Annotated in this window: 23 protein-coding genes; 9 read left to right on the forward strand and 14 right to left on the reverse strand. The window is 64.9% G+C overall.

The features are described from left to right. From EN869_RS16950 to EN869_RS16980, 7 genes are all read right to left on the reverse strand, one after another. A complete protein-coding gene (locus EN869_RS16950) occupies nt 1-1,095 on the reverse strand; it encodes a strictosidine synthase (RefSeq protein WP_127229343.1) in 1,095 nt (364 codons plus the stop codon). Then, a complete protein-coding gene (locus EN869_RS16955; RefSeq protein WP_127229344.1) occupies nt 1,092-3,209 on the reverse strand; it encodes an SMP-30/gluconolactonase/LRE family protein in 2,118 nt (705 codons plus the stop codon). The genes EN869_RS16950 and EN869_RS16955 overlap by 4 nt, the downstream gene beginning before the upstream one ends. 12 nt (nt 3,210-3,221) lie before the next feature. Then, a complete protein-coding gene (locus EN869_RS16960) occupies nt 3,222-4,238 on the reverse strand; it encodes a sugar ABC transporter substrate-binding protein (RefSeq protein ID WP_127229345.1) in 1,017 nt (338 codons plus the stop codon). A 37-nt stretch (nt 4,239-4,275) separates the two neighbouring features. Then, nucleotides 4,276-5,274, reverse strand: a complete 999-nt coding sequence (locus tag EN869_RS16965) for an ABC transporter permease (RefSeq protein ID WP_127229346.1) — start codon at nt 5,272-5,274, stop codon at nt 4,276-4,278. A 164-nt stretch (nt 5,275-5,438) separates the two neighbouring features. Then, nucleotides 5,439-6,500, reverse strand: a complete 1,062-nt coding sequence (locus EN869_RS16970; RefSeq protein ID WP_127229347.1) for a maleylacetate reductase — start codon at nt 6,498-6,500, stop codon at nt 5,439-5,441. A 167-nt stretch (nt 6,501-6,667) separates the two neighbouring features. After that, nucleotides 6,668-7,660 carry a cell division protein FtsZ gene (gene ftsZ / locus EN869_RS16975; protein ID WP_042647517.1) on the reverse strand — a complete coding sequence of 331 codons (993 nt, stop codon included), beginning with the start codon at nt 7,658-7,660 and terminating at the stop codon, nt 6,668-6,670. 218 nt (nt 7,661-7,878) lie between these two features. Then, entirely contained in the window at nt 7,879-8,919 is a 1,041-nt protein-coding gene (locus tag EN869_RS16980; RefSeq protein ID WP_127229348.1) for a proline racemase family protein, read from the reverse strand. Nucleotides 8,920-9,019: 100 nt separating this feature from the next. Here EN869_RS16980 and EN869_RS16985 point away from each other — a divergent pair, with 100 nt between their 5' ends. From EN869_RS16985 to EN869_RS17020, 9 genes are all read left to right on the forward strand, one after another. Further along, on the forward strand, nt 9,020-9,979 hold the full coding sequence (locus EN869_RS16985) for a dihydrodipicolinate synthase family protein (protein WP_127229349.1): 960 nt from the start codon (nt 9,020-9,022) through the stop codon (nt 9,977-9,979). A 153-nt stretch (nt 9,980-10,132) separates the two neighbouring features. Further along, a complete protein-coding gene (locus EN869_RS34435) occupies nt 10,133-10,288 on the forward strand; it encodes a hypothetical protein (RefSeq protein WP_167498500.1) in 156 nt (51 codons plus the stop codon). Between the two features lie 25 nt (nt 10,289-10,313). Continuing rightward, complete coding sequence (locus EN869_RS16990; protein ID WP_127229350.1) at nt 10,314-11,024, forward strand: SDR family oxidoreductase; 711 nt, start codon at nt 10,314-10,316, stop codon at nt 11,022-11,024. Between the two features lie 10 nt (nt 11,025-11,034). Further along, on the forward strand, nt 11,035-11,784 hold the full coding sequence (locus EN869_RS16995) for an SDR family oxidoreductase (protein WP_127229351.1): 750 nt from the start codon (nt 11,035-11,037) through the stop codon (nt 11,782-11,784). An 81-nt stretch (nt 11,785-11,865) separates the two neighbouring features. Next, nucleotides 11,866-12,813 (forward strand): LysR substrate-binding domain-containing protein, encoded by a 948-nt coding sequence (locus tag EN869_RS17000; protein WP_127229352.1) that lies wholly within the window; start codon nt 11,866-11,868, stop codon nt 12,811-12,813. Nucleotides 12,814-12,991: 178 nt separating this feature from the next. After that, on the forward strand, nt 12,992-15,088 hold the full coding sequence (locus EN869_RS17005) for a hydantoinase/oxoprolinase family protein (protein ID WP_127229353.1): 2,097 nt from the start codon (nt 12,992-12,994) through the stop codon (nt 15,086-15,088). Then, the gene (locus tag EN869_RS17010; protein WP_127229354.1) at nt 15,085-16,704 is read left to right on the forward strand and encodes a hydantoinase B/oxoprolinase family protein; all 1,620 of its coding nucleotides are present in this window, start codon (nt 15,085-15,087) and stop codon (nt 16,702-16,704) included. The genes EN869_RS17005 and EN869_RS17010 overlap by 4 nt, the downstream gene beginning before the upstream one ends. Then, nucleotides 16,701-16,880: a hypothetical protein gene (locus EN869_RS17015; RefSeq protein WP_245489310.1), complete on the forward strand. Its 180-nt coding sequence runs from the start codon at nt 16,701-16,703 to the stop codon at nt 16,878-16,880. Before EN869_RS17010 ends, EN869_RS17015 begins: the two co-directional genes overlap by 4 nt. A 3-nt stretch (nt 16,881-16,883) precedes the next feature. After that, complete coding sequence (locus EN869_RS17020; protein ID WP_127229355.1) at nt 16,884-17,699, forward strand: NAD(P)-dependent oxidoreductase; 816 nt, start codon at nt 16,884-16,886, stop codon at nt 17,697-17,699. Between the two features lie 155 nt (nt 17,700-17,854). Here EN869_RS17020 and EN869_RS17025 read toward each other — a convergent pair whose 3' ends face one another. From EN869_RS17025 to EN869_RS17055, 7 genes are all read right to left on the reverse strand, one after another. Beyond that, entirely contained in the window at nt 17,855-18,610 is a 756-nt protein-coding gene (locus EN869_RS17025; RefSeq protein WP_127229356.1) for an ABC transporter ATP-binding protein, read from the reverse strand. Beyond that, nucleotides 18,607-19,335 carry an ABC transporter ATP-binding protein gene (locus tag EN869_RS17030; RefSeq protein WP_127229357.1) on the reverse strand — a complete coding sequence of 243 codons (729 nt, stop codon included), beginning with the start codon at nt 19,333-19,335 and terminating at the stop codon, nt 18,607-18,609. The genes EN869_RS17025 and EN869_RS17030 overlap by 4 nt, the downstream gene beginning before the upstream one ends. Further along, a complete protein-coding gene (locus EN869_RS17035; RefSeq protein ID WP_167509401.1) occupies nt 19,322-20,401 on the reverse strand; it encodes a branched-chain amino acid ABC transporter permease in 1,080 nt (359 codons plus the stop codon). Before EN869_RS17035 ends, EN869_RS17030 begins: the two co-directional genes overlap by 14 nt. 13 nt (nt 20,402-20,414) lie before the next feature. Beyond that, a complete protein-coding gene (locus EN869_RS17040) occupies nt 20,415-21,284 on the reverse strand; it encodes a branched-chain amino acid ABC transporter permease (protein WP_127229359.1) in 870 nt (289 codons plus the stop codon). Between the two features lie 85 nt (nt 21,285-21,369). Next, nucleotides 21,370-22,602 (reverse strand): ABC transporter substrate-binding protein, encoded by a 1,233-nt coding sequence (locus EN869_RS17045; protein WP_127229360.1) that lies wholly within the window; start codon nt 22,600-22,602, stop codon nt 21,370-21,372. A 257-nt stretch (nt 22,603-22,859) separates the two neighbouring features. After that, the gene (locus tag EN869_RS17050; protein WP_127229361.1) at nt 22,860-23,714 is read right to left on the reverse strand and encodes an amidohydrolase family protein; all 855 of its coding nucleotides are present in this window, start codon (nt 23,712-23,714) and stop codon (nt 22,860-22,862) included. A gap of 5 nt (nt 23,715-23,719) precedes the next feature. Then, nucleotides 23,720-24,706: an aldo/keto reductase gene (locus EN869_RS17055; RefSeq protein WP_127229362.1), complete on the reverse strand. Its 987-nt coding sequence runs from the start codon at nt 24,704-24,706 to the stop codon at nt 23,720-23,722. Nucleotides 24,707-24,787 lie beyond the last annotated feature (81 nt).

Genomic DNA, 24,787 nt, shown 5'->3' on the forward strand with positions numbered 1-24,787 from the left:
TTAACCCCGCTTGCCGCCGGCGGCCCTGGCCAGGCGCACGATCCGCGACCCGCCGCGCGAGGCGACAAGCAGGTCGTCGTCAAGCTCGCAGGCGCTGATCGTGCCGTGCACCGTGCCGTCGGCGCGCGAATGGAAGCTCGACAGCGGCTTCATGTTGTGGTCGCAGTGGACCACCAGCCCGTAGGACCTGGTGACCGCGTAAGGTTTGAGCACATTCATCTGCTTGAGCTGGCTGCCCTGCATCGGCTCGCGATAGTCGCGCCACGAGCTGAGCGAGGGCGCCATCCAAAAGGCCTCCGGCACCTCCGCCAGCATGCGCTTGCGGTAGGATTCCTCGCGCAGGATGAACTCCACCAGCTGGTTGCGCACCGAATAGAAGGTCAGCCAATAGCCGGCATTGAAGGCCGGCGCGATGCGGGCGGGATAGGCCGGCAGATGGTCCAGCACCGGCACTGTGGCCTTGGTGCCGAGATCGATCGCCAGCACGCGATGACGCCAGGCTTCGGTGACGTAGACGCGGTTCGAGCCTGTGGTGGCGATGCCGCCCGGCCAGGCGAGGCCGTCGCGGATCAGCTCCAGCCGGCCGCTTTTCAGGTCAAGGCGCCAGACCGACCCGGAAGCGTTCTTCTGCATCAGGTCGCGGCGCCAGGCGCTCGCCGGCTGCGAGGCCGAGCCGTTGGCCACCAGCAAGGTGTTGCTGTCGAGGAAAGTCAGCGCGGTGACGCAGGACAGCCCGCGCGCCTCGTCGCCCACTGCCATCCGCCCGTCATGCAGGCCGCCGCGGATGACGACGCCCTTGCCGTCGATGGCCAAAGCAGTCATGCCGCGGGCATGGGCGAGCGCGGTGATCTCGCCCGGAAATTCTTGCAGGACCTCGGCCTTGCCGTCGGCGCCGAAACGCATCAGCCGGTTCGCGCTGCTCGCCAGCATGCCCTTTTCAGTCCGCACCAGATTGTCGGCGTCGGCGAGGCCGGCGAAAGTCTCTGCCTCCTCCAGTTCCTGGTTGGGCAGCAGCGGCCCGTCGAGCGTCGGCACGGTCACCGCCCAGTCGCCACGGCCGAGGAAGCGGTCGAAAAACTGGCTGACGGCGCTCATGGCTTTTTGCCCCAGTAGGAATCCGAGCTGAACCAGTTGGGATCGGCGCCCTTCAGCGGCAGCGTCCCCATGCGGTTGTTGAAGATGCCGCAGAGATAGAGGATGCCCTTGTGCTCGCGCATCGAGGTGATCATCGGATGCTTCTCGCCGGCCTGGTCCCATAGGCTTTCGCGGATCTGGCCCTTCTCGTCGAAGCGCAGCACGCAGCCGGTGTTGAGGTTGGGCATCAGCCAGGCGTCTTCCGACACACGCCGCGCCATGCGGCGGCGGAAGCCAGGCATTTCCAGTGACAGATCCAGCGCCGGCGTGCGCATGCCCATCAGCGCTAGCCAATAGGTGCCGTCGGAGGCGCGGTTGATGTTGTCTGGATAGCCGGGCAGTCCCTCGATGACCCGCTCCACGTTGCCCTTCTTCGGGCCGTCGAAATAGTAGCGGCTGATGCGGCAGGCCCAGCTTTCCGCGAACAGCACCGACTGGCCGTCGAAGGCGGTGCAGATGCCGTTCGGGAACACCAGGTTCGACAACAGCGTACGGGTCGAACCGGACTTGGGATCGTGGACGATGATGCGGCCGTTGCCGCGGCTCTCCAGCGCGTCCGCGTACCAGTCGTGCATCTCGAAACGGACAGTGGCCTCGGAAAACACGATGCGGCCGTCGGGAAGGATGTCGCAATCGTCGGCGAGCTTCATGGTCGAGTCGTCGACGACCGATGTCAGCGAGCGGTTGGTCTCGGCGGTGAGCAGCTTCACCGCGCCGGCCGGCGAGACCTGGTAGAGGCCCATGCCGGCGACACAGATGACCAGATTGTCGTCGCGGTCGAAAGCCATGCCGAGCGGCGAGCCGCCGATATGGGCAAACACCTCGCTCTCGGTGTAGTGCGGCGGCTGGAAGCGCAGAATATCGCCCTGGCGGCTGCCCGTGTAGAGGCGGTCCTGCCGGTCGAAGATCACGTCCTCGGCGCCGTCGAGGAAACCGAGGCCGATGACGCCGACATCCTTCAGCCGGTCGTTCACCGCCATCGGCGCGCCGGGCGCGGTCGAGATCGCCTGCGGCATCTTGGCGAAGGTCGGCGAGATGTAGACGCTGCGCAGGATCTTGTGGCGGTTCTTCACCCAGCGCACGTCGAGCAGCACTGACAGAAGCAGCACGAGGCCGAGGATCAGATAATTGACCGGGCCGGGCACGGCGAGAGCAAGCAGGCTGTTCGACAGGATAAGCACGAAGAGCGTGCCCATCAGCGCCTTGGCGACCGAGCCGCGCCCGCCGCCAAGCGAGATGCCGCCGAGCACCGTCGCGGTCAGCACCTGCAGCTCTAGCCCGGTGCCGATATCGGAAGCGGCACTGCCGATGCGGGCCGAGAAGAAAAAGCCGGAGAGCGCGACCAGCACCGAACAGAGCACATAGGCGCTGAACAGGGTGAAGCGCACATTGATGCCGGCATTGTAGGCGGACCGGCGCGCGCCGCCGACCGCGAACAGCCGCCAGCCGTAGCGGGCGCGCGAAAGCACCAGGTGGATCACCAGAGCGATGACCACAAAGACGGCGAAGGATGTCGGCACGCCCCAGACCGTGCCGAAGCCGAGAAAATCATAGGTCGGCGAATCCGGTCCGCTGGTGACGATCGGCGTCGAGACCTGCGGGAAGACGATGTCGAAGGTGGAGCGGTAGATGATCAGCGTGACCAGCGTGGTCAGGAACGCCCGCATGCGCAGGAAGCCGACCAGGAAGCCGTTGATGGCACCGCAGACGACGCCGAGGCCCAGGCACGCCAGCAGGCCGGTCCCAAAGCTCCACTGCTCGACATTCATGCCGTAGAGCGTGACGAGCACCGCGAGCGCGAAGGTCGAGCCGACCGAGAGATCGATGCCGCCGGAAACCATCACGATGGTCATGCCGAGCACGACCAGGCCCAGTTCGGCGGTCTGGCCGCTGAGATTGGTCAGCGTCGTCACGTCGAAGAAGCCCGGCACGATCGAGCCGAAGATCGCGCACAGGATCACCAGCGCGGTGAAGGGGATGACGCTGTCGATCCACTTCTTGGTCAGGACCTCCCCGACCACATGGTCGGGGAGCAGGCGGTAGCGCCAGCGCACAAGGCTTTCGGCCATGCTCATCGAAAAGTCCGCTTACTTGATGTCTTCAGGCTTCCAGCAGTTGCGGCCGGTCGCATTGGTCTTGTCGACGCGAGTGATCGGGCCGAAGAAGATGGTTTTCTCGCTGCCGGCCTTGCGATCAGGGTGCTGCAGCAACTCGGAAATCTGCTGCGCGGCGATTTCGCCCTGCGTCGGCGCATTGAAGTTGAAGATCACGTCGAGCAGCCCGTTCTTGATGCTCTCGCAGCCGGTAGCGGCGCCAGCGCCATTGGTGACGATGGTCACCTGGTCCTGCTTGCCGGCAGCCGCGACGGCAGCACCTGCGCCGACTTCGGCATTGTCCCAGATGCCCATGATGCCGCAGAGATCGGGGTGCTGCTGCAGCACAGTCTCGGTGATCTGGCGGGCCTTTTCGCTGATATAGTCGGCCGGCTGGTCGGAGACGAGCTGCAACTCGGGATTGGCCTTCAGCACCTCGTCGATGCCGGTGCGCATATAGATGTTGGCGGCGCCCGTCTGCACGCCGGCAAGCCAGACCACCTTGTGCGAGACGGCGTTCGGCCCCGTGCAATGCTTGGCGAGCTCGCCCATCTCCAGGCGGCCCATCTCGATCCAGTCATTGCCGACGTAGGAGTCGGTCTGGGTCGCCGACTGCATGTTGACCTGCAGCACCTTGATGCCGGCGGCCTGCGCCTGCTTCAAGAGGCGCGCATAGGTCTGCACGTCCGGGTTCTGCACGATGATCAGGTCCGGCTTCTCGGCGATGGCGCCCTGCATGGCGCGAATGCCGGCATTGGTGTCGCCGTTGGGATCGCGCACCTCAAGCGTGAAGCCATAGCGGGCGGCGTGACGCTGCCACACCATCACCCAGGCCTGGTTGAGGTCCATGCCCTGCGAGATCGGCACGAAGATGACCTTCTTGCCCTTGACGCCGTCGATATAGGCGGCCCGGCCGACCTGGTCGGTTTCCTGCGCGCTGGCGACCTGCGCGGCGCCCAGCAGCGCGAGCGCGGTCATACCCGCCAACAGGCATTTCTTGAATAGTTTCATGGATTTCCTCCCTGATTTAATGGTTCGGGTTCTTGTTTCAGATGTCGCCGCTCTGCGAGGTCTGCTCGTCACGCGGATTGATGATGGCGTCGATGGCAAGCGCGCTGAGCAGGATCACGCTCTTGATCAGGTTCTGGCTGGTGTAGCTGAAGTTCAGGATCGTCATGCCGTTGGTCAGGATGCCGACCAGGATGGTGCCGGCGATGACATTGCGCACACCGCCCTGCCCGCCCGACAGGCCGATACCGCCCAGCACGACGACCAGAAGCACGTCGTAGATCAGGCTTGAATTGTAGAGGCGCGTGTCGATGCCGGTGACGAGACCGGTCATGATGATGCCGGCGGTAAACGCGATCAGCGCGCTGATGACATATTGCGTGACGATGATCGGGCGCGTCGGCAGGCCGGTGGTGCGGGCCGCGTTCGGATTGTCGCCGGTCGCATAGACCAGCCGGCCGAAGCGCGTCCTGCGCAGGAAGAGCCCCATCAGAGCCGCCACGGCGCCAAAGATGACGACCGACATCGGAATGCCGAGCACGCTGCCATTGCCGACGAATTTCAGCCAGGCGATATCCGGCGGGGCATAGAGCACGTCGGAGGCGAAGACGATGCGCCCCGAGCCATAGACCGACGAGGCAATGGCCAAAGTGGCGAAGATCGGCGGCACCTCCGCGATCGCCACCATGACCCCGGTGAACAGGCCGATGGCCGCGACCAGCACGGCCCCGCAGATCACGGCTAGCGTGAAATCGATGCTCCAGGTGGAAATCCAGATGCTGAAGGCGACGCCGACGACCATCACCGCAACCATGGTGAGGTCGATGCCGCGGCCGACGACGACGAAGCCCATGCCGACGGCCAGCGTGCCGAGGATCGACACGTTCTTGAGGATGGCGATGATGTTGCCCTGGCTCAGGAAATTGTTGAGCGTCGCCGAGAACACGACGAACAGCGCGATCGAAATCGCAACGACGACGACTTCCTGCGACACCTTGAAGCCAAGGCGCCTGTCGTCCGATTTGCCCGAACCAGGCATTTTCCTCCTCCCAGGCAGCCTATGGTTTGGCGCCTTTGTCAGGCGACCAGCTGCTCCGGAATCCTCCCAAGAAACCCAGCCGTTCGCCTGGCTGGGACATTACGGCTGGAGCGTCGGCGGACAATTTCGTTTTTCTGATGCGCTGTGCAGTTTGCCCGGGCGTCTCAGCTTCGCGGCGGTTCGCCGGCATAGGCGCGGGCGATAAGAGCCCGGATCGGTTCCCGCTCCAGGGCCCGCGGGTTCCAGTAGGGATTGGCCAGCGCGCGGTCCGTCGCGATGTCGATTCCCTCGGGCGGCATGCCTATCTCAGACAAGGCGCGCCTGGCGCCGATCCGGCCGACGAGATCGTAGAGAGTCTGCGCCGGGTCGTTCGTCTTCAGCACGGCCCGCAGGGTTTCCATGGCGGCCGGAACGGCGGGCGCGTTATAGGCCAGCGCATGCGGCAGCACGATCGCATGGGTCTCGGCATGCGGCAGGTCGAAACTGCCACCGAGCGTGTGGCAAAGCTTGTGGTGCAGCGCCATGCCGACCGAGCCGAGACAGATGCCGCAGAGCCAGGCGCCGTAAAGCGCCTCGGAGCGAGCATCGCGGTCATGCGGATTTCCGGCAATGACCGGCAGGGCGCTCACCAACGCGCCGATGGCCTCGGCGGCCATCAGGTTTATCACCGGGTTGCTTTCCCTGGCATAGAGCGCCTCGACGGCATGGGCGATGCCGTTCATGCCGCTTGTCCCGGATAAGGAAGCAGGAAGCGTCATCGTCAAATCGACGTCGTAGATCACCACTTCCGGTAGCACCCTCGGGCTCGACTGGGTGACTTTCACGCCATCCTTGGTCTCGCCGAGGATCGGCGTCATTTCCGAACCGGCATAGGTCGTCGGCATCACGATCTGCGGCAGGTCGGTGCGCAACGCGATCGCCTTGGCGAGGCCGGTCGTGGAGCCGCCGCCGACCGCGACCAGCCCGTCGGCCTGAAGCTCCGCCACGACCCGCAGCGCGTCCTCGGTGACGGACACGGGCGTATGCATCATCGCCCCGGCAAAGACGCCGGCCGCCCTGTCGCCGAGGGACTCGGCATGGCGCCGGGCATCGGCCTCTCGCGGCGGCGTTGCGAGCACGAGCACGCGTTTCAGGCCTAGACGGTCGATCTCCTCCGGGAGCCTTGCGATCGTGCCCGATCCGAAGACGACGCGTGCCGGCTGAGCGTTATAGACGAAGCTTTTCATGTGAGCCTCTCCCGTCAGCCTCGACTGTATTCCGTGGCATGAAAATTAGCGACGGAGAGGCGCGTGCGTAAGTGCGCTAATATTCGGCAACCGGAATCTATTCGCCGTCGGAAGCTGGCATAAGCCGATTGCGCCGCGCCATCGGCGCGGCCGAGGGTCGCGGTGGCTCAGGCGATCCTCTGTTCGAACTGCATCACGCTCGCGCTCTTGCGCAATCCGGTCGCGACGACCGACACACGGAACTTCCCGGCCAGGGACTGGTCGAAAATGGCGCCGACGATGATGTCGGCATCGGCGTCGACCTCTTCGCGTATCCGCGTCGCGGCTTCATCGACCTCGAACAGCGTCATGTCCATGCCGCCGCTGATCGACACAAGCAGGCCCCTGGCGCCGGTCATGGAGGCCTCGTCCAGGAGTGGATTGGCGATCGCAGCTTCGGCTGCCGTCCTTGCACGCCCCTCTCCAGAGGCTTCGCCGGTTCCCATCATCGCCGGGCCCATGTCGCGCATCACCGACTTCACGTCGGCGAAATCGAGATTGATCAGGCCTTCCTTGACGATCAGATCGGTGATGCAGCCGACGCCCGCGTAGAGAACGCGGTCCGCCATAGCGAAGGCGTCAGCGAATGTGGTCCTGGCATCGGCGACCCTGAACAGGTTCTGGTTCGGGATGACGATCACGGTGTCGGCGCTCTCGCGAAGGCGTTCGATGCCTTCCTCCGCGGCCTGGGTCCGGCGCTTGCCTTCGAACGTGAAAGGCTTGGTGACGACGGCCACCGTCAAAATCCCGGCGTCGCGCGCGGCACGCGCAATCACCGGCGCCGCGCCCGTCCCCGTGCCGCCACCCATGCCGGCGGTGATGAAGCACATATGCGTTCCCGCCAGATGGTCCATGATCTCGTCGATGGATTCCTCGGCGGCGGCACTGCCGACCTGAGGCAAGGATCCGGCGCCCAGCCCCTCGGTAACATGCGCGCCCAGCTGGATCAGCCGCGACGACTTCGACATGGTGAGCGCCTGGGCGTCGGTGTTGGCGACGACGAACTCGACGCCCTGCAGACCTTCGGCGATCATGTTGTTGACGGCGTTTCCGCCGGCGCCGCCGACCCCGACAACGGTGATCTTGGGTCTCATCTCCAGGATTTCCGGCTTGGCGGTCATTTCTTCATCTTTCTACGAAAGCGCCCGCTGCTCCGCCGCACGAGGATGCGGAGCCGGAGCAACGAGCACACGAATCAGGTGATCCCCACCAAGCGCAGGGAATCAGAGCGCGCGCCTCCCTGCAAGGTCCGCCGAGCATATGCGAGCGCGATGCCCACCGCTCGAAGGTAAAAAACTTTGAGCGTTGACTGTCCGAGACAACGTCGCTGCAAACCGCGTTACTGCGTCACCGAGGTCGAGGTGCCCCAGGTGTCCGACAGCACGTAGCCTTGCGGGTACGGATCCGTCGGATCGAGATAATAATTGTGCTCGCCCGTGATCCAGGCGCGGCCGGTGATCTGCGGCACGATCGCCTTGCGCCCGGCGACTTCGGTGAGCTCGAGGATTTTACCGGTGAAGTGCGAGCCGATGATCGATTCATGGATCAGCACCTCGCCGGCCTTCATCAGGCCGCGCGCCTGCAGCACCGCCATCCGGGCGGAGGTGCCGGTTCCGGTCGGGCTGCGGTCCGAGCGTCCGGGCGAGACGATGCAGGTGTTGCGTGTGACCTTGCCCGGCCCCCGGAACGGCATGGCGAACTGCACGATCGACACGCCGCGCACATTGTCGAACTCAGGATGGACGACATCGAGCTGCTCGCGCGCCGCGCGGCGAACCTTCTCGCCGGCCACGGCCAGCTCGCGCGCCTCGTCGGGCGTGACCGAGAAGCCGAGCGCCTTGGCGTCGACGATGGCGTAGAACATGCCGCCATAGGCGATATCGACCGTCAGCGTGCCCAGACCTTCCACCTCGATATTGGCATCGAGACGCTCGGCGAAGGCGGGCGCATTGCGCAATGTGATCGACAGGCATTTGCCGTCGCGGCATTCCGCGCTGACCTCGATGACGCCGCCCGGCATGTCGAGCTTGAAGCGCGTCTCGGGCTCCTGCATCGGCACCATGCCGGTCTCGAGCAGCACGGTGGCGACGCAGATCGTGTTGGAGCCCGACATCGGCGGGTATTCCGTCGGCTCCATGATGATCGCCCCTGCGGCGCAATCCTCTCGCGTCGCGGGCACCAGCAGATTGACATGGCGGGCCACGCTGCCGCGCGGCTCGCAGATGAGCATGCGCCTTATATGGTCGTGATCGCGCTCCATCGTGATCATCTTTTCCATCATCGTGCGGCCGGGCGGCGGCAGCACGCCGCCGACGATGACATCGCCGATCTCCCCCTCGGCATGGCAGCCGACGACGCGGATGCTGGTCCTGCTACGCATTGTTCGTTTCTCCCTGTCGGCCGCCACTATCCGCTTGGCAAGCGGTGCTGCTTCGGGACAAACTGCTCAATCTGCGTGCCAGCCTCAAGGAGAATCCCAAATGACCGCCACCGTTTTTTCCGGCTGCATGCCGGCGCCGATGACGCCCTGCACCAGTGACCGCCTCCCCGACTTCGACGCGCTGGTGCGCAAAGGTAAGGAACTGATAGCCGCTGGCATGTCGGCAGTGGTCTATTGCGGCTCGATGGGCGACTGGCCATTGCTGACCGACGCGCAGCGCATGGAAGGCGTCGAGCGCCTGGTGAAGGCCGGCGTACCGGTGATCGTCGGCACCGGCGCGGTCAACACCGCCAGTGCCGTGGCCCACGCCGCGCATGCCCAGAAGGTCGGCGCGCGCGGCCTGATGGTGATCCCGCGCGTGCTGTCGCGCGGGCCCTCGGTCACGGCGCAGCGCCATCACTTCAAGGCGATCCTTTCCGCCGCCCCCGACCTGCCGGCGGTCATCTACAACAGCCCCTATTACGGCTTTGCTACGCGCGCCGATCTGTTCTTCGCGCTGCGCGCCGAACATCCGAACCTGGTCGGCTTCAAGGAATTCGGCGGCCCGTCGGATCTGCGCTACGCGGCCGAAAACATCACCAGCCGCGACGACGAGGTGGCGCTGATGATCGGCGTCGACACCGCCGTCTTCCACGGCTTCGTCAATTGCGGGGCGTCGGGCGCCATCACCGGCATCGGCAACGTGCTGCCGAAGGAAGTGCTGCATCTGGTAGGGCTCAGCCAGGCGGCGGCGAAGGGCGACGCCGAAGCGCGCCGGCTGGCGCAGGAGCTGGATGCCGCGCTCGCCGTGCTGTCCTCCTTCGACGAGGGTCCCGACCTTGTGCTCTATTTCAAGCACATGATGGTTCTGAAGGGTAATCCTGAATACAAGCTGCACTTCAACGAGACCGATACCCTGACCGACAGCCAGCGCGGCTTTGCCGAGGCGCAACTCAAGCTCTTCGACACCTGGTACGCCCAGTGGTCGAGGCAGCCCGTGATGGCACGCTACGCGGCCTGAGTTCGCGGACCTGAGGCCGCGCGACCTCGCCCTTCACCAGGATGAAGGGCGGATGGTCGCGCCAGATGCGATCCTGAACACCCAAACCGAGGGCTATCCGCACACGGTTGCGAAAGCCATGTTTTTGTTCGATCAGCCGGCATGAGCCCTCCCTTGCGCGCCGAAAGCATTGTATTCCTTTGCTTTACGGCCTTGAAAATGGCGCAGGCGGTGTGGAACGTTTCAAACGCCGCAACGGCTTTCGAAAGTTTATCTTTCCTTTTTGCTGGTTTTCTTGGTTTCGTGGCGCTGGCCCGCGCCGCACATTGAAAGTTAGGCAAATGGGGAAGCTCAAGTGACGACAGCCTTCATCACAGGTGCGACGAGCGGCATAGGACGCGCGATCGCAATCGCCTTGAGCGATGCCGGCTACCAGGTCTATGCGGTCGGCCGCAGCCAGGCGGCGCTGAAAGAACTGCAAGCAGAGGGTCCGCGCATTGTGCCGATCGCCGTCGACGTCACCGACCGCGAGGCGCTGGAATCGGTGCTGGCCGATCTCACCATCGACGTGCTGATCAACAATGCCGGCATGATGCCGCCGCTCGGCAATTTCGCCGACATGAAGATCGCCGACATCGACGCCACGCTGGAGGTGAACCTTCGCGCCGCGATCCTGCTCACCCGCCTCGTCGTTCCGCGGATGCGCGAACGGCGGTCGGGGCATATCCTGTTCACAGGCTCGATCGCCGGCCACGCGGCATTTTCCAACATCGCCGTCTATTCGGCCACCAAGGCGGCGATCTCCGGCTTTGCCGCCGCGCTGCGCGCCGACCTCTCGCCATCCGGCATACGCGTCACTGAGATTGTCGCCGGCCGCGTCGAGACGCAGCTCTATCAAAACATCCTCGACGCCGATGCTCGTGCGGCCATGTACGCCAGCAAGGTGGTCCAGCCGGATGACGTGGCCAGGATGGTCGTCGCCGTGCTCGCGCTGCCGGCATGGGCCGACGTCACCCGTTTCGACATCATGCCGACATGGCCGACTTCGCCGAGCGGCACCAAGTAAGGAAACCGGAATGAAAGACCTTTCCGTTCTGATCGTCGGCGGCGGCGCCGGCCTCGGCGCCCTTCTCGCCAAGATGGCCGTCGACGCTGGCGCGGCAAAGATCGGCATCATCGACATCAATAAGGAAGCCGCCGAGGCCGCGCTCGGTCCGGCGAAGGCCAAAGGCCTGCCGACAGCGGCTGCCGCATGCGACATCCAGGTAGGCCCGCAATGCCACGCCGCCTTCGATGCCATCGTGGCCGAGCTTGAGCGCGTCGACTCGCTGATCAATTGCGCCGCGATTTATCCGCGCCGCCCGCTCCTCGAAATCACCGACGCCGATTGGGACGCCTCCAACGGCATCAACATCAAAGGCACCTACCACATGATGGTGGCCGCCGTTCGCCACATGCAGGCGCAGGAGCCGAAGGCCCAGGTGCGCGGCCGCATCGTCAACCTGACTTCCGTCGACGCTTTCAAGGCGCATCCGCAGAACGCCCACTACGCGGCGACCAAGGCCGCCGTCGTCAGCCTGACGCGCTCCTTTGCCCATTACGTCGCCAAGGACGGCATCCTGGTGAACTCCGTCGCGCCCGCCGGCATGGCCACCGAGAAGGCCAAGGCGCTCGGCTTCCTCGAGGAGCTGGCCAAGGCAAGTCCGCTTGGCCGCGGCGCCGAGCCGACGGAAATCGCCGAATGGGTGCTGATGACCGGCGGACCCAAGAACACCTACATGACCGGCGAAAACGTCATCGTTTCAGGCGGTTACATCTACGCATGATCTATTTCGGCAGCCGATGGCTGCTGAAGTACGGTAGTGCATGATCGACGGAGTCTCGAACGAAAGGAGGCGGAATTCACCATGACCGGCAAGCTTCGCCTGCCCTCGCTCAACGCGCTGCGCGTCTTCCACGCCGTCGTGCAGCACAAGAGCTTCCGCCAGGCCGCCGACGAATTGCTGGTCACGCCGCAGGCGGTCGGACAGCAGATCAAGCTGCTTGAAGACACGCTGCAGGTCACGCTGTTCAAGCGCAAGGGCCGTTCGATCGAGCTGACCGAATCCGCCATCCTGCTCTCGCACTACGTCAAGGCGGGCTTCGACGAATTCTCCGAGGGCGTCCGGCGCGTCACCAAGTCGAACCACCGCGACCGCATCAACCTCAATGCCAGTCCGTACTTCGCCACGCACTATCTGCTGCCTAGGCTCTCGCTGTTCCGCGCAATCCTGCCGGGCGCCGATCTGCGCCTGACCACCATGGTCGACCTGCCCGACTTCGGGCGCGACGACATCGACATGACTGTCCAGTGGGGCTACGGCCACTGGCCCGACTACGAGACTACGCTCCTGGTGCCGGACCCGAAGATCATCTGCTGCACGCCGGCGATCGGCGAGAAGATCAAGTCGGCGCGTGACCTGACGAAGTTCACGCTGCTCGACACCGTCAAGTCGAAGCGCCTGTGGCCGGACATATTGCGGCACCTTGGCGTCGAGCTGACAGATGGCGACCGCAGCATCAGCTTCGACGACGCGGCGACCATGCGTCGGGCGACCCTGCAAGGCATCGGCGTCGGCCTGGTTTCCGTCATCGACGCCGAGGAGGATTTCCGCTCCGGCGCGCTGGTCGCGCCGATCGGCCGCGATGCCATTGCCGACATGAAGCCGGAGGAAGTGCCCGGTTTCTATCTCGTCGTCCCGCGCGGGCATCTGCGCGTGAAGGCGGTGGCCGCGCTGCACCGCTGGCTCGCTCAGGAGGATTGGCTGAGCGACCTCAAGCTCTCCTTGCCGAAACCGACCCCGCTTTCCGACTGACAAGCGGCTGCGAGACGAGCGTTCTGGCGCGCGAGACAATAAAGAAAAACTTTCGAATGAGCCGCATTTCTTGATTTCGCACCGGCCGGCTGGGGTGCAGGTATAAGCCGGAAGGCAAGCCCGGTTCGCTTGCCGCCCAAATGCGCGACGCAGCATTCTCTTCCCGGAAGGCCAACGCATGACTTCCAGATCAGACGACATCCGCCTTGGCGCGGACATTGGCGGGACGTTCACCGACATCGCGCTCGACGTCCGGGGAACGATGTTCTCGACCAAGGTTCTGACCAACTATGCGGCGCCGGAACAGGCGATCCTCGACGGCATCGACGTCGTCATCCGCGACGCGCACATTTCGGCGGCTGAGATCGGCATCATCATCCACGGCACGACGCTCGCCACCAATGCCCTGATCGAGCGGCGCGGGGCGAAAACCGCGCTGGTCACGACCGAAGGTTTTCGCGACGTGATCGAGATGCGGACGGAAAACCGCTTCGAGCAATATGATCTCAACCTGCAACTGCCGGCGCCGCTGATCCCGCGCGAGGACCGTTTTACCGTCAAGGGCCGCATCGGCGCCGAGGGACAGGAGCTGCAGCCGCTCGACGAACCCGCCCTTGAAGAGATCGCCGACCGCATCGCGGCCGGCAATTTCGGCTCGGTCGCGATCGGCTTCATCCATGCCTACGCCAATCCGGATCACGAGCGGCGGGCGCGTGAAATCCTCTCACGAAAACTCAGCATCCCGATTTCGATCAGCGCCGAGGTCTCGCCGCAGATGCGCGAATTCGAGCGCTTCAACACGGTCTGCGCCAACGCCTATGTGCGGCCGCGGATGGCTGACTATCTCGCTCGCCTGCAGACGCGCCTGAAGGATATGGGCGCCGGGTGCCCGGTCTTCATGATCCATTCCGGCGGCGGCCTGATCTCGGTGGAGACCGCCTCGGAATTTCCGGTGCGGCTGGTCGAGTCCGGCCCGGCAGGCGGCGCGATCTTTGCCGCCGACATCGCCCGGCGCTTCGGCCTGGAGAAAGTCGTCTCCTATGACATGGGCGGCACCACCGCCAAAATCTGCCTGATCGAGGACTTTGCGCCGCGCACGGCGCGAACCTTCGAGGTGGCGCGCACCTCTCGCTTCTCCAAAGGCTCGGGCATGCCGATCTCCATTCCGGTGATCGAGATGATCGAGATCGGCGCCGGCGGCGGCTCGATCGCCTGGGTTGACGCTATGGGCCGCATCCAGACCGGACCGGAAAGCGCCGGCTCGGAGCCAGGCCCGGCCTGCTACGGCCGCGGCGGCGAGCGTCCGGCGATCACCGACGCCGACCTGGTGCTGGGCAAGCTCGATCCCAACAATTTCGCCGGCGGCGCGATCAAGCTGGACACGGCCGCATCCGAACAGGCGATCCTGCGCGACGTCGGCGAGCGCCTGTCGCTGAATGCCATGGCGACCGCCTTCGGCATCTGCGAGGTGGTGGACGAGAACATGGCGAACGCCGCCCGCGTCCACGCCGTCGAGAACGGCAAGAACATCTCCGACAATTTGATGATCGCCTTTGGCGGCGCCGCACCGCTGCACGCCGCAAGGCTCTGCGAAAAGCTCGGCATTGACCAGTGCATCGTGCCGCGCGGCGCTGGCGTCGGGTCGGCGATCGGCTTCCTCAAGGCGCCGTTCGGCTATGAGGCGCTGGCCTCGAAACTGACGCGCCTGTCGCGCTTCGAGTCTTCGGACGTGAATGCGCTGCTCGCCGACCTCAAAGCCTCCGCCGAGGGTTTTGTGCGCTCCGGCGCCAGCGGCGGGATCGTGTGCGAGATCACGGCTTTCATGCGCTATGCTGGCCAGGGCTGGGAAATCCCGGTGCTGCTGCCCGACGAGCCGTTCGGCGACGATGCGGTCGCCAAGCTCAAGAGCCTCTTCGAGGAAAACTACCAGCGCTTCTTCGGCCGCGCCATCGAGGGGCTCGACGGGCTGGAGATCGAGATCGTCACCTGGTCGGTGAAGGCGACGGATGTTCGGCCCACCGTTGCAAGGCACGAGCTGACCACGGGCAAGAAGACCAGCCAGCCGGCCACGACCCGTGCAGTCTTCGACCCGGCGACTGGGGCGCCGCAGACCTACGGCATCGTTGAGCGTGACACGCTTTGTGCCGGCGACCGTGTCGCCGGTCCAGCCATCATCGTCGAACGCGAGACGTCGACCGTCGTTACCACCAGCTTCGACGCCGTCATCCAGAGCGACGGCGCCATCCTTCTGATCCGCAAAGGCAGCCAGGCATGAGCGATATTGGCGAAATCCGCATGCAGGTCATGTGGAACCGGTTGATCTCGGTGGTCGAGGAGCAGGCGCTGACCTTGCTGCGCACCGCCTTCTCCACCTCGGTGCGCGAAGCCGGCGACCTGTCGGCCGGCGTGTTCGACCCGCGCGGCCGGATGCTCGCGCAGGCGGTCACCGGCACGCCGGGCCACGTCAACACCATGGCCGAGGCGGTGCTGCATTTCATGAACGCGATACCACGCGAGGAGATGTTCGAGAGCGACACTTATGTCACCAACGATCCGTGGCTCGGCACCGGCCATCTGCACGACATCACCATGGTGTCGCCGTCCTTCCTCAACGGCGAGCTCGTCGCCTTCTTCGCCTGCACGGCGCATGTCGTCGATGTCGGCGGGCGCGGCTTCGGCGCCGACGCCAAGTCCGTCTATGAGGAAGGCATCCAGATCCCGATCATGAAGTTCGCGGAAAAGGGCAAGGTCAATCTCGACCTCGTCAGGATCCTGCGCGCCAATGTCCGCGAGCCGAACCAGGTGGTCGGCGATTTCTATTCGCTCGCAGCCTGCAACGAGGTCGGCCACCGCCGCCTCCTCGACATGATGAAGGAGATCGGCCTGACCTCGCTCGACAGGCTTGCCGACTTCGTCTTCTCGCGCACCCGCGACGCCATGCTGGAACGCATCGAGGCGCTGCCCAAGGGAAGCTGGTCGAACGAGCTGGTGACCGACGGATACGACGAACCGGTGAAGTTGGCGGCGACGGTTTCGGTCCGCGACGACCATGTCGAGGTCGACTTCACCGGCAGCGATCCGATGAGCCGCTGGGGCATCAACTGCCCGATCATCTACAGCAAGGCCTATGCCTGTTATGCGCTGAAATGCATGGTGGCGCCCGACATCCCGAACAACGCCGCCTCGCTCGCCTTCTTCACCGTCTCGTCGCCCATCAACATCCTGAACGCGGTGCGTCCGGCGCCGGTGGCGCTGAGGCATATCTTCGGCCACATGGTTCCCGATCTGGTGCTGGGCGCGTTCTCCAAGGCGCTGCCCGGAAAAATCCTCGCCGAGGGCGCCGGCGCCCTGTGGAACATTCACATATCGGCGCGTCCCGCCGCCGGCGCATCCGGCCGCCGTGCCGAGGTGCTGATGTTCAACTCCGGCGGCATGGGCGCCCGCCCCGGGCTCGACGGTCTCTCGGCGACGGCTTTCCCGTCGGGCGTGCACACGATGCCGATCGAGGCGACCGAGCATACCGGTCCGATCGTCATCTGGCGCAAGGAGCTGCGGCCCAATTCCGGCGGCGACGGCGAATTTCGCGGCGGTCTCGGACAGGTCATCGAGATCGAGGCGACCGAAGGCCACGAATTCGACTTCTCGGCCATGTTCGACCGCGTCAACCATCCGGCCCATGGCCGCGAGGGCGGCAAGCCAGGCGTCGCCGGAGCTGTCAAGCTCGATGACGGCACCAAGATGCGCCCCAAGGGCTGGCAGCATGTGCCGGCAGGGCGGCGGCTGATCCTGGAACTGCCGGGCGGCGGCGGCTATGGCGATCCGGCCAAACGCAGTGCGGCCGCGCTAGCCAACGACCGGTCCAAGGGTTACGTCACGGAGAACGACCGATGAGCCACGTGGCCGCGCGCCTCCCGGTGGTGAAGCCCTCGGCCTCGATGGCGTGTGGCGTCGGTGCCCGGCGTCGCCTATGGACTGTCACCTATTTCCGCATTTCGACCGCGATCAGCGAAGAGGTGATGACCGAGGCGCCCGCGCGGATCAAAGCCGCCGTCGCACAAGTGGAGTAAACGATGCCGCATTATGAAAGAATCCTGATCACCGGCGCCGCCGGCCGGCTCGGCTCGCAGCTGCGCAAGGGCCTGGCCCCGCTGGCCAAGACGATCCGCCTGGCGGACGGCAAACCCCTCGGCGATCTTGCGCCTCACGAGGAGGAGGCGGTCTTCGACCTCGCCGACATGGAAGCAACCATCGCGGCCACCAAGGACTGCGATGCGATCGTGCATTTCGGGGGGGCGCCGCTCGAATGCGAGTGGCAGACCATTCTCGATTCCAGTATCCGCGGCTCCTACCACATCTATGAAGGCGCGCGGAAACACGGCGTGAAGCGCGTCATCTATGCGTCTTCGGTGCATGCCATCGGCTATCACGAGATCGAGGCGCATATCGGCGTCGACGCGCCGGTGCGCCCCGACAGCCTCTACGGCGTGTCGAAGAATTTCGTCGAAAGCCTCAGCCGGCTCTATTGGGACAAGTTCGGTATCGAGACGGTGTGCCTGCGCATCTTCTCGTCCTTCCCCGAGCCGGCCGATCGCCGCATGCTGTGGTCGTATCTCTCCTTCGCCGACTGCGTGCGGCTGGTCGAGGCGTCGCTGACCGCGCCGCGCGTCGGGCACACGATCTCCTTCGGCATCTCCGACAACAAGCTGAAGATGGTCGACAACAGCGGCGCCGACCATCTGGGCTTCATCCCGCAGGACAGCGCCGAGCCGTTCCGCGCCGCGATCGAGGCGAAGACCCCTGTGCCCGATCCGAAGACGCCGTCGGTGAAATATCTCGGCGGCTGGTTCTGCGAGCTTGGCCACCCGGACGACAAGCCGGCAAAGTAGCGCGATCGTTTCGACGCCGCCCTCGGTCAGCCGTCGAAAGGCAGGCTGTCTCCCGGGGAAGCGATGCGAACCGGCCCAGCGCGTGCAGTTCCGCGCCCAGGCTCTGCGCGACTGGGAGATGATCCTGCTTGCGAGGGCCATGCCAGGATCGCCCATCACAGCGATGCCGGCGAGGCGCCATGATTCTGCTGCGCTCTCTTGCCGAGGTAGAGCTCCTGCATGACCGACGATTGTTTCAGCTCGTCGATGCTGCCTGACGCCACGATGCGCCCGGAATTCATCAGATAGCCCTCTTCGGCCACCGAGAGCGCCAGTCCGGCGTTCTGCTCGACCAGAAGCACCGCGGCGTGAAACTTCTCGCGGACGTCGATGATGATGCCCTGCAGCTCCGACACCAGCAATGGCGACAGTCCGAGCGAAGGCTCGTCAAGCAAAAGGATGCGCGGCCTGGCCATCAGGCCGCGCGCGATCGCCAGCATCTGCTGCTGGCCGCCGCTGAGCGTGCCGGCCTTGGCGCCGCGCTTCTTGGCAAGGATGGTGAAATAGTTCTCCATCAAGGCGATGTCGGCCTCGATCGCATCCCGGTCCTTACGGCAGTAGGCGCCAAGCAAAAGGTTCTCGCGCACGCTCATGTCGGCGAACACGTGGCGGCCTTCCGGCACCATCACGACGCCGAGCGCCGCCTTTTCGTCGGCGTGAAGCACGGTGACGTCGCGGCCGTCGAAGGTGACCGTGCCGCGCCGCGGCTTCACCAGGCCGGCGATGGAGCGCAGCAATGTCGTTTTGCCGGCGCCGTTGGGTCCCAGGATTGTGACGATCTCATCATTTTGGCCGACCGCGAGCGAGACGTCGCGATTGACGGCGACGGGCCCATAACCGGTATCGACATGCTCGACGGCAAGCAGGCTCATGACACGGCCGCATTCTTGTCCGGGCCGAGATAGACCTCGCGCACCTTGGGGTCGGCGAGCACCTCGGCCGGTGGGCCTTCCGCGATCTTGGTGCCGAAGTCGAGGACGATAAGGCGGTCGCAAAGCTCGGACATCATGTCCATGTCGTGGTCGATGAGGCAGACGCCGATGCCTTGCGGCGGCAGCTGCGCGATGACCGCGGCGAAGGCCTGGGCTTCGCTGTCGTTCAGCCCGGCGCCGGGCTCGTCGAGCAGCAGGAGTTCAGGCGAGACGCCGAGCGCGACAGCCAGCCCGAGCCGCCTCAGGCTGCCGAAGGGCAACGATCCGGCGATCGCCTTGCCGAGCGGCGCCAGGCCGACAAAATCGAGGATCAGGCCGGGCGAGGCCCAGCGGCCGCCTCCCCTCCTGCCCTGCTCCCAGGCGATCCGCACATTCTCGTCGACGGTCAGGCCCGGAAAGGACATCGCCTGCTGGAAGGTCCGCACCAGCCGCTTTCGCGCGATGCGATGGGCGCCGATATTGGTTATGTCCTGCCCCTGCCAGAATACGGTGCCGCCGGTCGCCGGGTGGACGCCGGTGACGACGTTGAACAAGGTGGTCTTGCCGGAGCCGTTGGGGCCGACGATGCCGACGACCCGGTCGGTATCGATGTCGAGATCGATGCCGTTGAGCGCCACGACGCCGCCGAACTGCTTGCGCAGGCCCCTCACCTCAAGCGCGGCCATTCGCGCCTCCGCCTTGTGTCACGGATCCACCGGCGATCGCGCAGTAGATGTTCTTGATGCCGGCGCCGACCCCGCCCGGAAGCAGCAGGATCACCAGAAGCAGGCAGACGCCGTAGGCGATACGGGAATCGACGGGATCGAGGTTCAGCACCTCGGGCAGGAAGTTGACGATGACGGCGCCGATCAGCGGCCCGTAGAGGTAGCGGGCGCCGCCAAGCATCACCATCAGCGCCAGATAGAGGCTCGGGAAAGCGCCGAACAGGGTCGGCGAGATGTGGCGCAAATAATAGAGCTGCAGCACCCCGGCCAGGCCTGCAAACAGGCCTGACACCATCAGGACGCCAAGCTTGTGCAGGTCGACATTGATCCCGACCGACCGCGCCAGCTGCTCGTTCTCGCGGATGGCCCGCAACGTCCGGCCGTAGCGCGAAATGCCGATGAGATGCGTCGCGGCAAGCGCCAGGAACAGCGCCGCCAGAACCAGATAATAATTGTTGGAGAGCTTGTCGAAATTGATGCCGGGCAACGGCGTCACCGAGCCGACATCGAGGCCCGTCGCGGATCCGGTGAAGGTGCCGCCATTGGTGAGAACGATGACGAACAGGGCGCAGAAGCAGAAGGTGATGATGATGTAATGCTGCCCGCCGACCCGCAGCGTCGGCAGGCCGATGACGCCGCCGACGATTGCCGACAAGGCCATGGCGAAGGGCAGCGAGGTCCAGAAGCCCAGGTCGAGCTGCACGGAGAGGATCGCCGAGGCATAGGCGCCGACCCCCATCAGCGCCGCATGGCCGACCGACATGATGCCGGCCTGGCCGAACTGCAGACCGAGGCCGTAGAGGCCGATCGCCGTGTAGAGCGTGGTGATGGCGATCGACAGGAAGCGGTAGCCGAGGCCGAGCCAGGGCAAGGCGATGAGCAGCGCCGCCAGCAGGATTGCCGTGATCGCCTGGACGCTGGCAGGCAGCGGAACGGCGGCGTTGTCTGCCGTCAGAAGCGCGAGCCGATCCCGTGCCCTGGCGCCTTCTGGCGCGGCGCCAATCTTGCCGGCACTGTTGTCGGTCATGGGCATCGACATCTCACGACGCCTTCGGGCCCAGCGTGCCGCCGAGCAGACCCTGGGGCCGCAGCACCAGGATCAGGATCATCACGACCAGCGAATAGGCATCGGTCCATTCGGGATAGCCGTAGCCGGCGCTCAAGCCATCCACCAGGCCGAGCACCAGGCCGCCGACGACCGCTCCGCCGACATTGCCGAGACCGCCGATCAGCGAGACCGCGAAACCGCGGATGATGATGACGCTGCCGGTGAACGGCGTGATCGGAAACAGCGAGATCATCAGGGCGCCGCCGATGCCGGCAAGCAGGCTGCCATAGATGAAGACGCCGGTAACGTAACGGCGCACCGGAATTCCCATCAGCTCGGCGGTGTCGCGGTCGGAGACGCTCGCCCGCAAGGCCATGCCGTAGCGGCTGCGCGAGATGCCGAAATAGGTGATCGCGACGATGACGACCGTTATCGCGACGACGATCGCGCGCATGGCGATGATGTCGACACCGCCGATCGTCCAGACCAGGCCGACCGGGTCGGTGATGCTTTTCTGGAATTCGTTGAAGACGCGGATCACTGCGTGTTGCAGGATCACGCTGAGGCCGATCGACATGATGAAGCCGTTCATCGGCCGGTTGAGCGTGAAGCGGAACAGGCATCTCTCGGCGGCGAAGCCGAGCGCGCCGACCAGCAGGCCGGCGAACACCAGCGCCACGAAGAAATTCATCCCGGCGCCGGCCATGAACCAAGTTGCCATGCCGCCGACCATCAGGAATTCGCCATGCGCGAAATTGACGATGCCGGCCAGGCCGAAGATCAGCGTGATGCCGATGCCGATAAGAATGGTGACGCTGGCAACCGATAGGCTGTTCACCAGTTGCTGCACAAAAATGTCCATTATCAAATCCGGGTGGCGAACCTGCAGGGAAGGATGGGCGGCCCCTTCGCCGCCCGTCCCGATGTCGGATGTTGGCGAGTTGCCTTCAGCCGCCGTTGTCGCCGGGCGGCGGGGCTGCCGGCGGCTGCTCGACCGCGCATTTGAACTGGTCGGACGTGTTGGGCTCGACCATGCAGACTTCGGTCGCGAAGGTGACCTGGTGGTGCTTGTTGAAGACCAGCGGCACCGGCGACACGACGCCCTTGTAGTCCGACTTCAGGAGCTCCGCGACCACCGCGTCCGGATCGTCGATCTTGCCGACCTTCTCCAGCGCCTTGGCGTACCAGAAGAAGTAGTCGTAATAGAGCAGCGAGACGGATGACTGCGGGCCCTTGGCGGCGCCGAGGCCGAAATATTTTTCGAAATACTGCTTCACCTCGGGATATGGCGAGGAACCCCAGCAAACCGGTACGCAGCTCAGCGTCACCGGCACGTCCGCCTTCAGGCTGCGCTCCTGATAGATGCCCGGATCGACGCCGAACAGGAAATAGGACGGCGCCACGCCGAGCTTGAGGGCTTGCGGGAAGGCGGTGAGCGTTGAATCGCCATTGTACCAGAAATGCACGATATCGGGCTTCATGCCCTTGATGCGGGTGAGCAGCGGCGAGAAATCGGTCGTATCCGGCGGATACTGCACCAGGTCGACTTTCTGGCCTTCCGCCTCGAGCGCCTTGACGTAGTGCGAGGACAGATACTGCCCGGTCGCGTCGTTGCCGACGAACACCACCGAATGCTTCGGCGGCGACTTCAGCTGCGGCGTCAGCAACGACAGCACGCCCTTGGCGGTACTGCCGCTGCGCTGCCACTCCTGCGGCTCGCTCTGGAACGTGTAATGCAGCCAGCCATCGTCGGCGACCGCCGTGTCGTCGAGCACGGCGCCGAGCGAGCTGTTGCCGGAAAACTGCAGCACCTTGGCCGGACCGATGATCTTGGCCATGGACACCGAGAAGTCATGCGTCTCGGTGCCCCAGATCGCCTTGACGCCGATGTCGTTGACCAGCTCGCGCGCGGCCGCGATGGAGACGTTCACATCCGTCCGGTTGTCGCGGATGTAGAGCTTGATCTTGTAGGTCTTGTCGCCGACCTTGATGCCGCCGGCGTCGTTGATCTGCTGCGCCGCCAGATTGGCCGCCCCGACGATGGTGTTGCCGGCCGAAACGAATGAGCCCGATTGCGCGGCGACGACGCCGATGGGCAGCTCCTCGTCGGCGCGTGCCGCCTGCAAAGCCATGGCGAGCCCCGCGGCCGCCATGGCCAATCCAAGTCCTAGCTGTCTCATGCATGTTCCTCCCGTTACATGGCCAACTTGTCATACAACCCTATTACCATGTAACACGGCTGTCAACATGACTCCGGCGTAGAGCGGACGGCCGAGAGGTGTCTGCGGGCTCAGATTTGGCCGGTATGAATCCGGTCCGGGCGAGGAGTTCGCCCGGCTTGCGGATCAGGGTAACTGGTTGGGATCGGGATCGTCCTACGCGCCCGGAAGGGGCGCGGTCGCCAAAGGCGGGAGATGATCAGAGCCGTGTCATTGCGTCACGGCGACGGTACGGTCAAGCGATACGCATCGACGGCGGAGCCGCCAAAAATCTGCGAACGTTCCACTTGCGTCAGCCCGGCAAGGCAATCGCCGAGGGCGCGTTTGACCGACTGATAGTCGGCCGCGACCAGGCAGACCGGCCAGTCCGAGCCGAACAGGCATCGCGACGGCCCGAAGATCGAAAGCACCGCGTCGACATAGGGCTGCAGGTCCTGGCTTTTCCAACGCCGCCAGTCGGCTTCCGTGACCATTCCGGACAGCTTGCACCAGACATGGTCGCGGTGCGCCTTGAAGCCCTGCATCAATCCGGCCCAAGGTTCCACCGCCTGCTGCGCAATGCGCGGTTTTGCGATGTGGTCGACCACGAAACGCAAATCGGGATGCCGCTTCACCGTCTCAAGGGCGGCCGGAATCTGCGGCTCCTTCAACAACAGATCATAGGCGAGCCCGGCCTCGGCGACCGCGGCCAGCCCGCGCTGAACATCCGCGCGCAACAGCCAGTTCGGATCCGCCTCGTTGTGGACGAGGTGACGGATGCCGACCAGGTAATGGCCATCCGGCCGCGCCTTCAGCCTGGACAGCGTGGCCGCCACCTCGGGATCGGTGAGGTCGACCCATCCGACGACGCCGGCGACGAAATCGGTCCGGCTTGCCGTCTCCAGGAACGCGCGTGTCTCATCGAGCGAATGCCAAGTCTGGACGAGGATGGTCCTGTCGACGCCGGCTGCGGCGAGCGCCGGCCTGAGGTCCTCGGGCGAGAACACCCGGCGGATGGCGGCGTAGTCCTCTGTCATCCAGCCGCAGGATCCGTCCGCCGGGTCCCAGAAATGCTGATGCCCGTCGATGACCATGGTATTTACCAGCGCTGGTGCACGGCGGCCTTGATGCGCCGCTCATAGATGTCGGCGATGCGCTCCATCACTTGCGGCGACAGCGCCGGCAGGTCGGACGCGGCGGCGTTCTCCTGCGCCTGCCGGACGGACTTGGCGCCCGGGATGGTGACCGTCACCGCCGGGTTCATCAGGATCCAGCGCAGCGCCCATTGCGCCATGGTGGCGCCTGGCGGCAGCAGCGGCCGCAATTCCTCGACCGCCTGCAGGCCCTCTTCATAGTTCACGCCGGAGAAGGTTTCGCCGACATCGAAGGCCTCACCCCGCCGGTTGTAGTTGCGGTGGTCCTTGGCGCTGAAGCTGGAATCGCTGCGGAACTTGCCGGACAGCAGGCCGCTGGCCAGCGGCACCCTGATGATGATGGCGACATCCTTCTGGCGCGCCATGTCGAAGAACAGCTCCGCGGGGCGCTGCCGGAACATGTTGTAGATGATCTGGACGCTGACGACGCCCGGATATTGCAGCGCCTTGATGCCTTCCTCGACCTTCTCGACGCTGACGCCGTAATGGCGGATCTTGCCTTCCTCGACCAGCTTCTCCAGCGCCTCGAAGGTTTCGGGCTGGTAGAAGACTTCCGTCATCGGGCAGTGAAGCTGCACCAGATCGAGCACGTCGACCTCGAGATAACGCAGGCTGCGCTCGACGAAGCTGGTGAGGTTCTGGCGATTGTAGCCGGAGGCGACATGCGGGTTCAGCCGCTTGCCGGCCTTGGTGGCGACCATCGGCCTCGCGCCGCCCCGCCCCTTCAGCGTCTTTGCGATCAGCTTTTCCGCCCGGCCGTCGCCATAGACGTCGGCCGTATCGATGATCGTCACACCTGAATCGAGTGCGGCATTGAGCGCCGCGATGGCATCTTTCTCCTCGACATCGCCCCAGTCGGCGCCGATCGCCCAACTGCCGAAGCCAATTTCCGACACTTGCCAGCCGGTGCGGCCAAATCGCCTTTGATGCATGGAAAGTCACTCCTCAAAGCCCGCGTCGTCTTGACGGGTCGTGCCGGCAGGAATATCAGATCGGATAGTTGTACGACAACC

Origin of the sequence: Mesorhizobium sp. M2D.F.Ca.ET.226.01.1.1, from assembly GCF_004022705.2 — a bacterium.
In the GTDB taxonomy this organism is placed as follows: domain Bacteria; phylum Pseudomonadota; class Alphaproteobacteria; order Rhizobiales; family Rhizobiaceae; genus Mesorhizobium.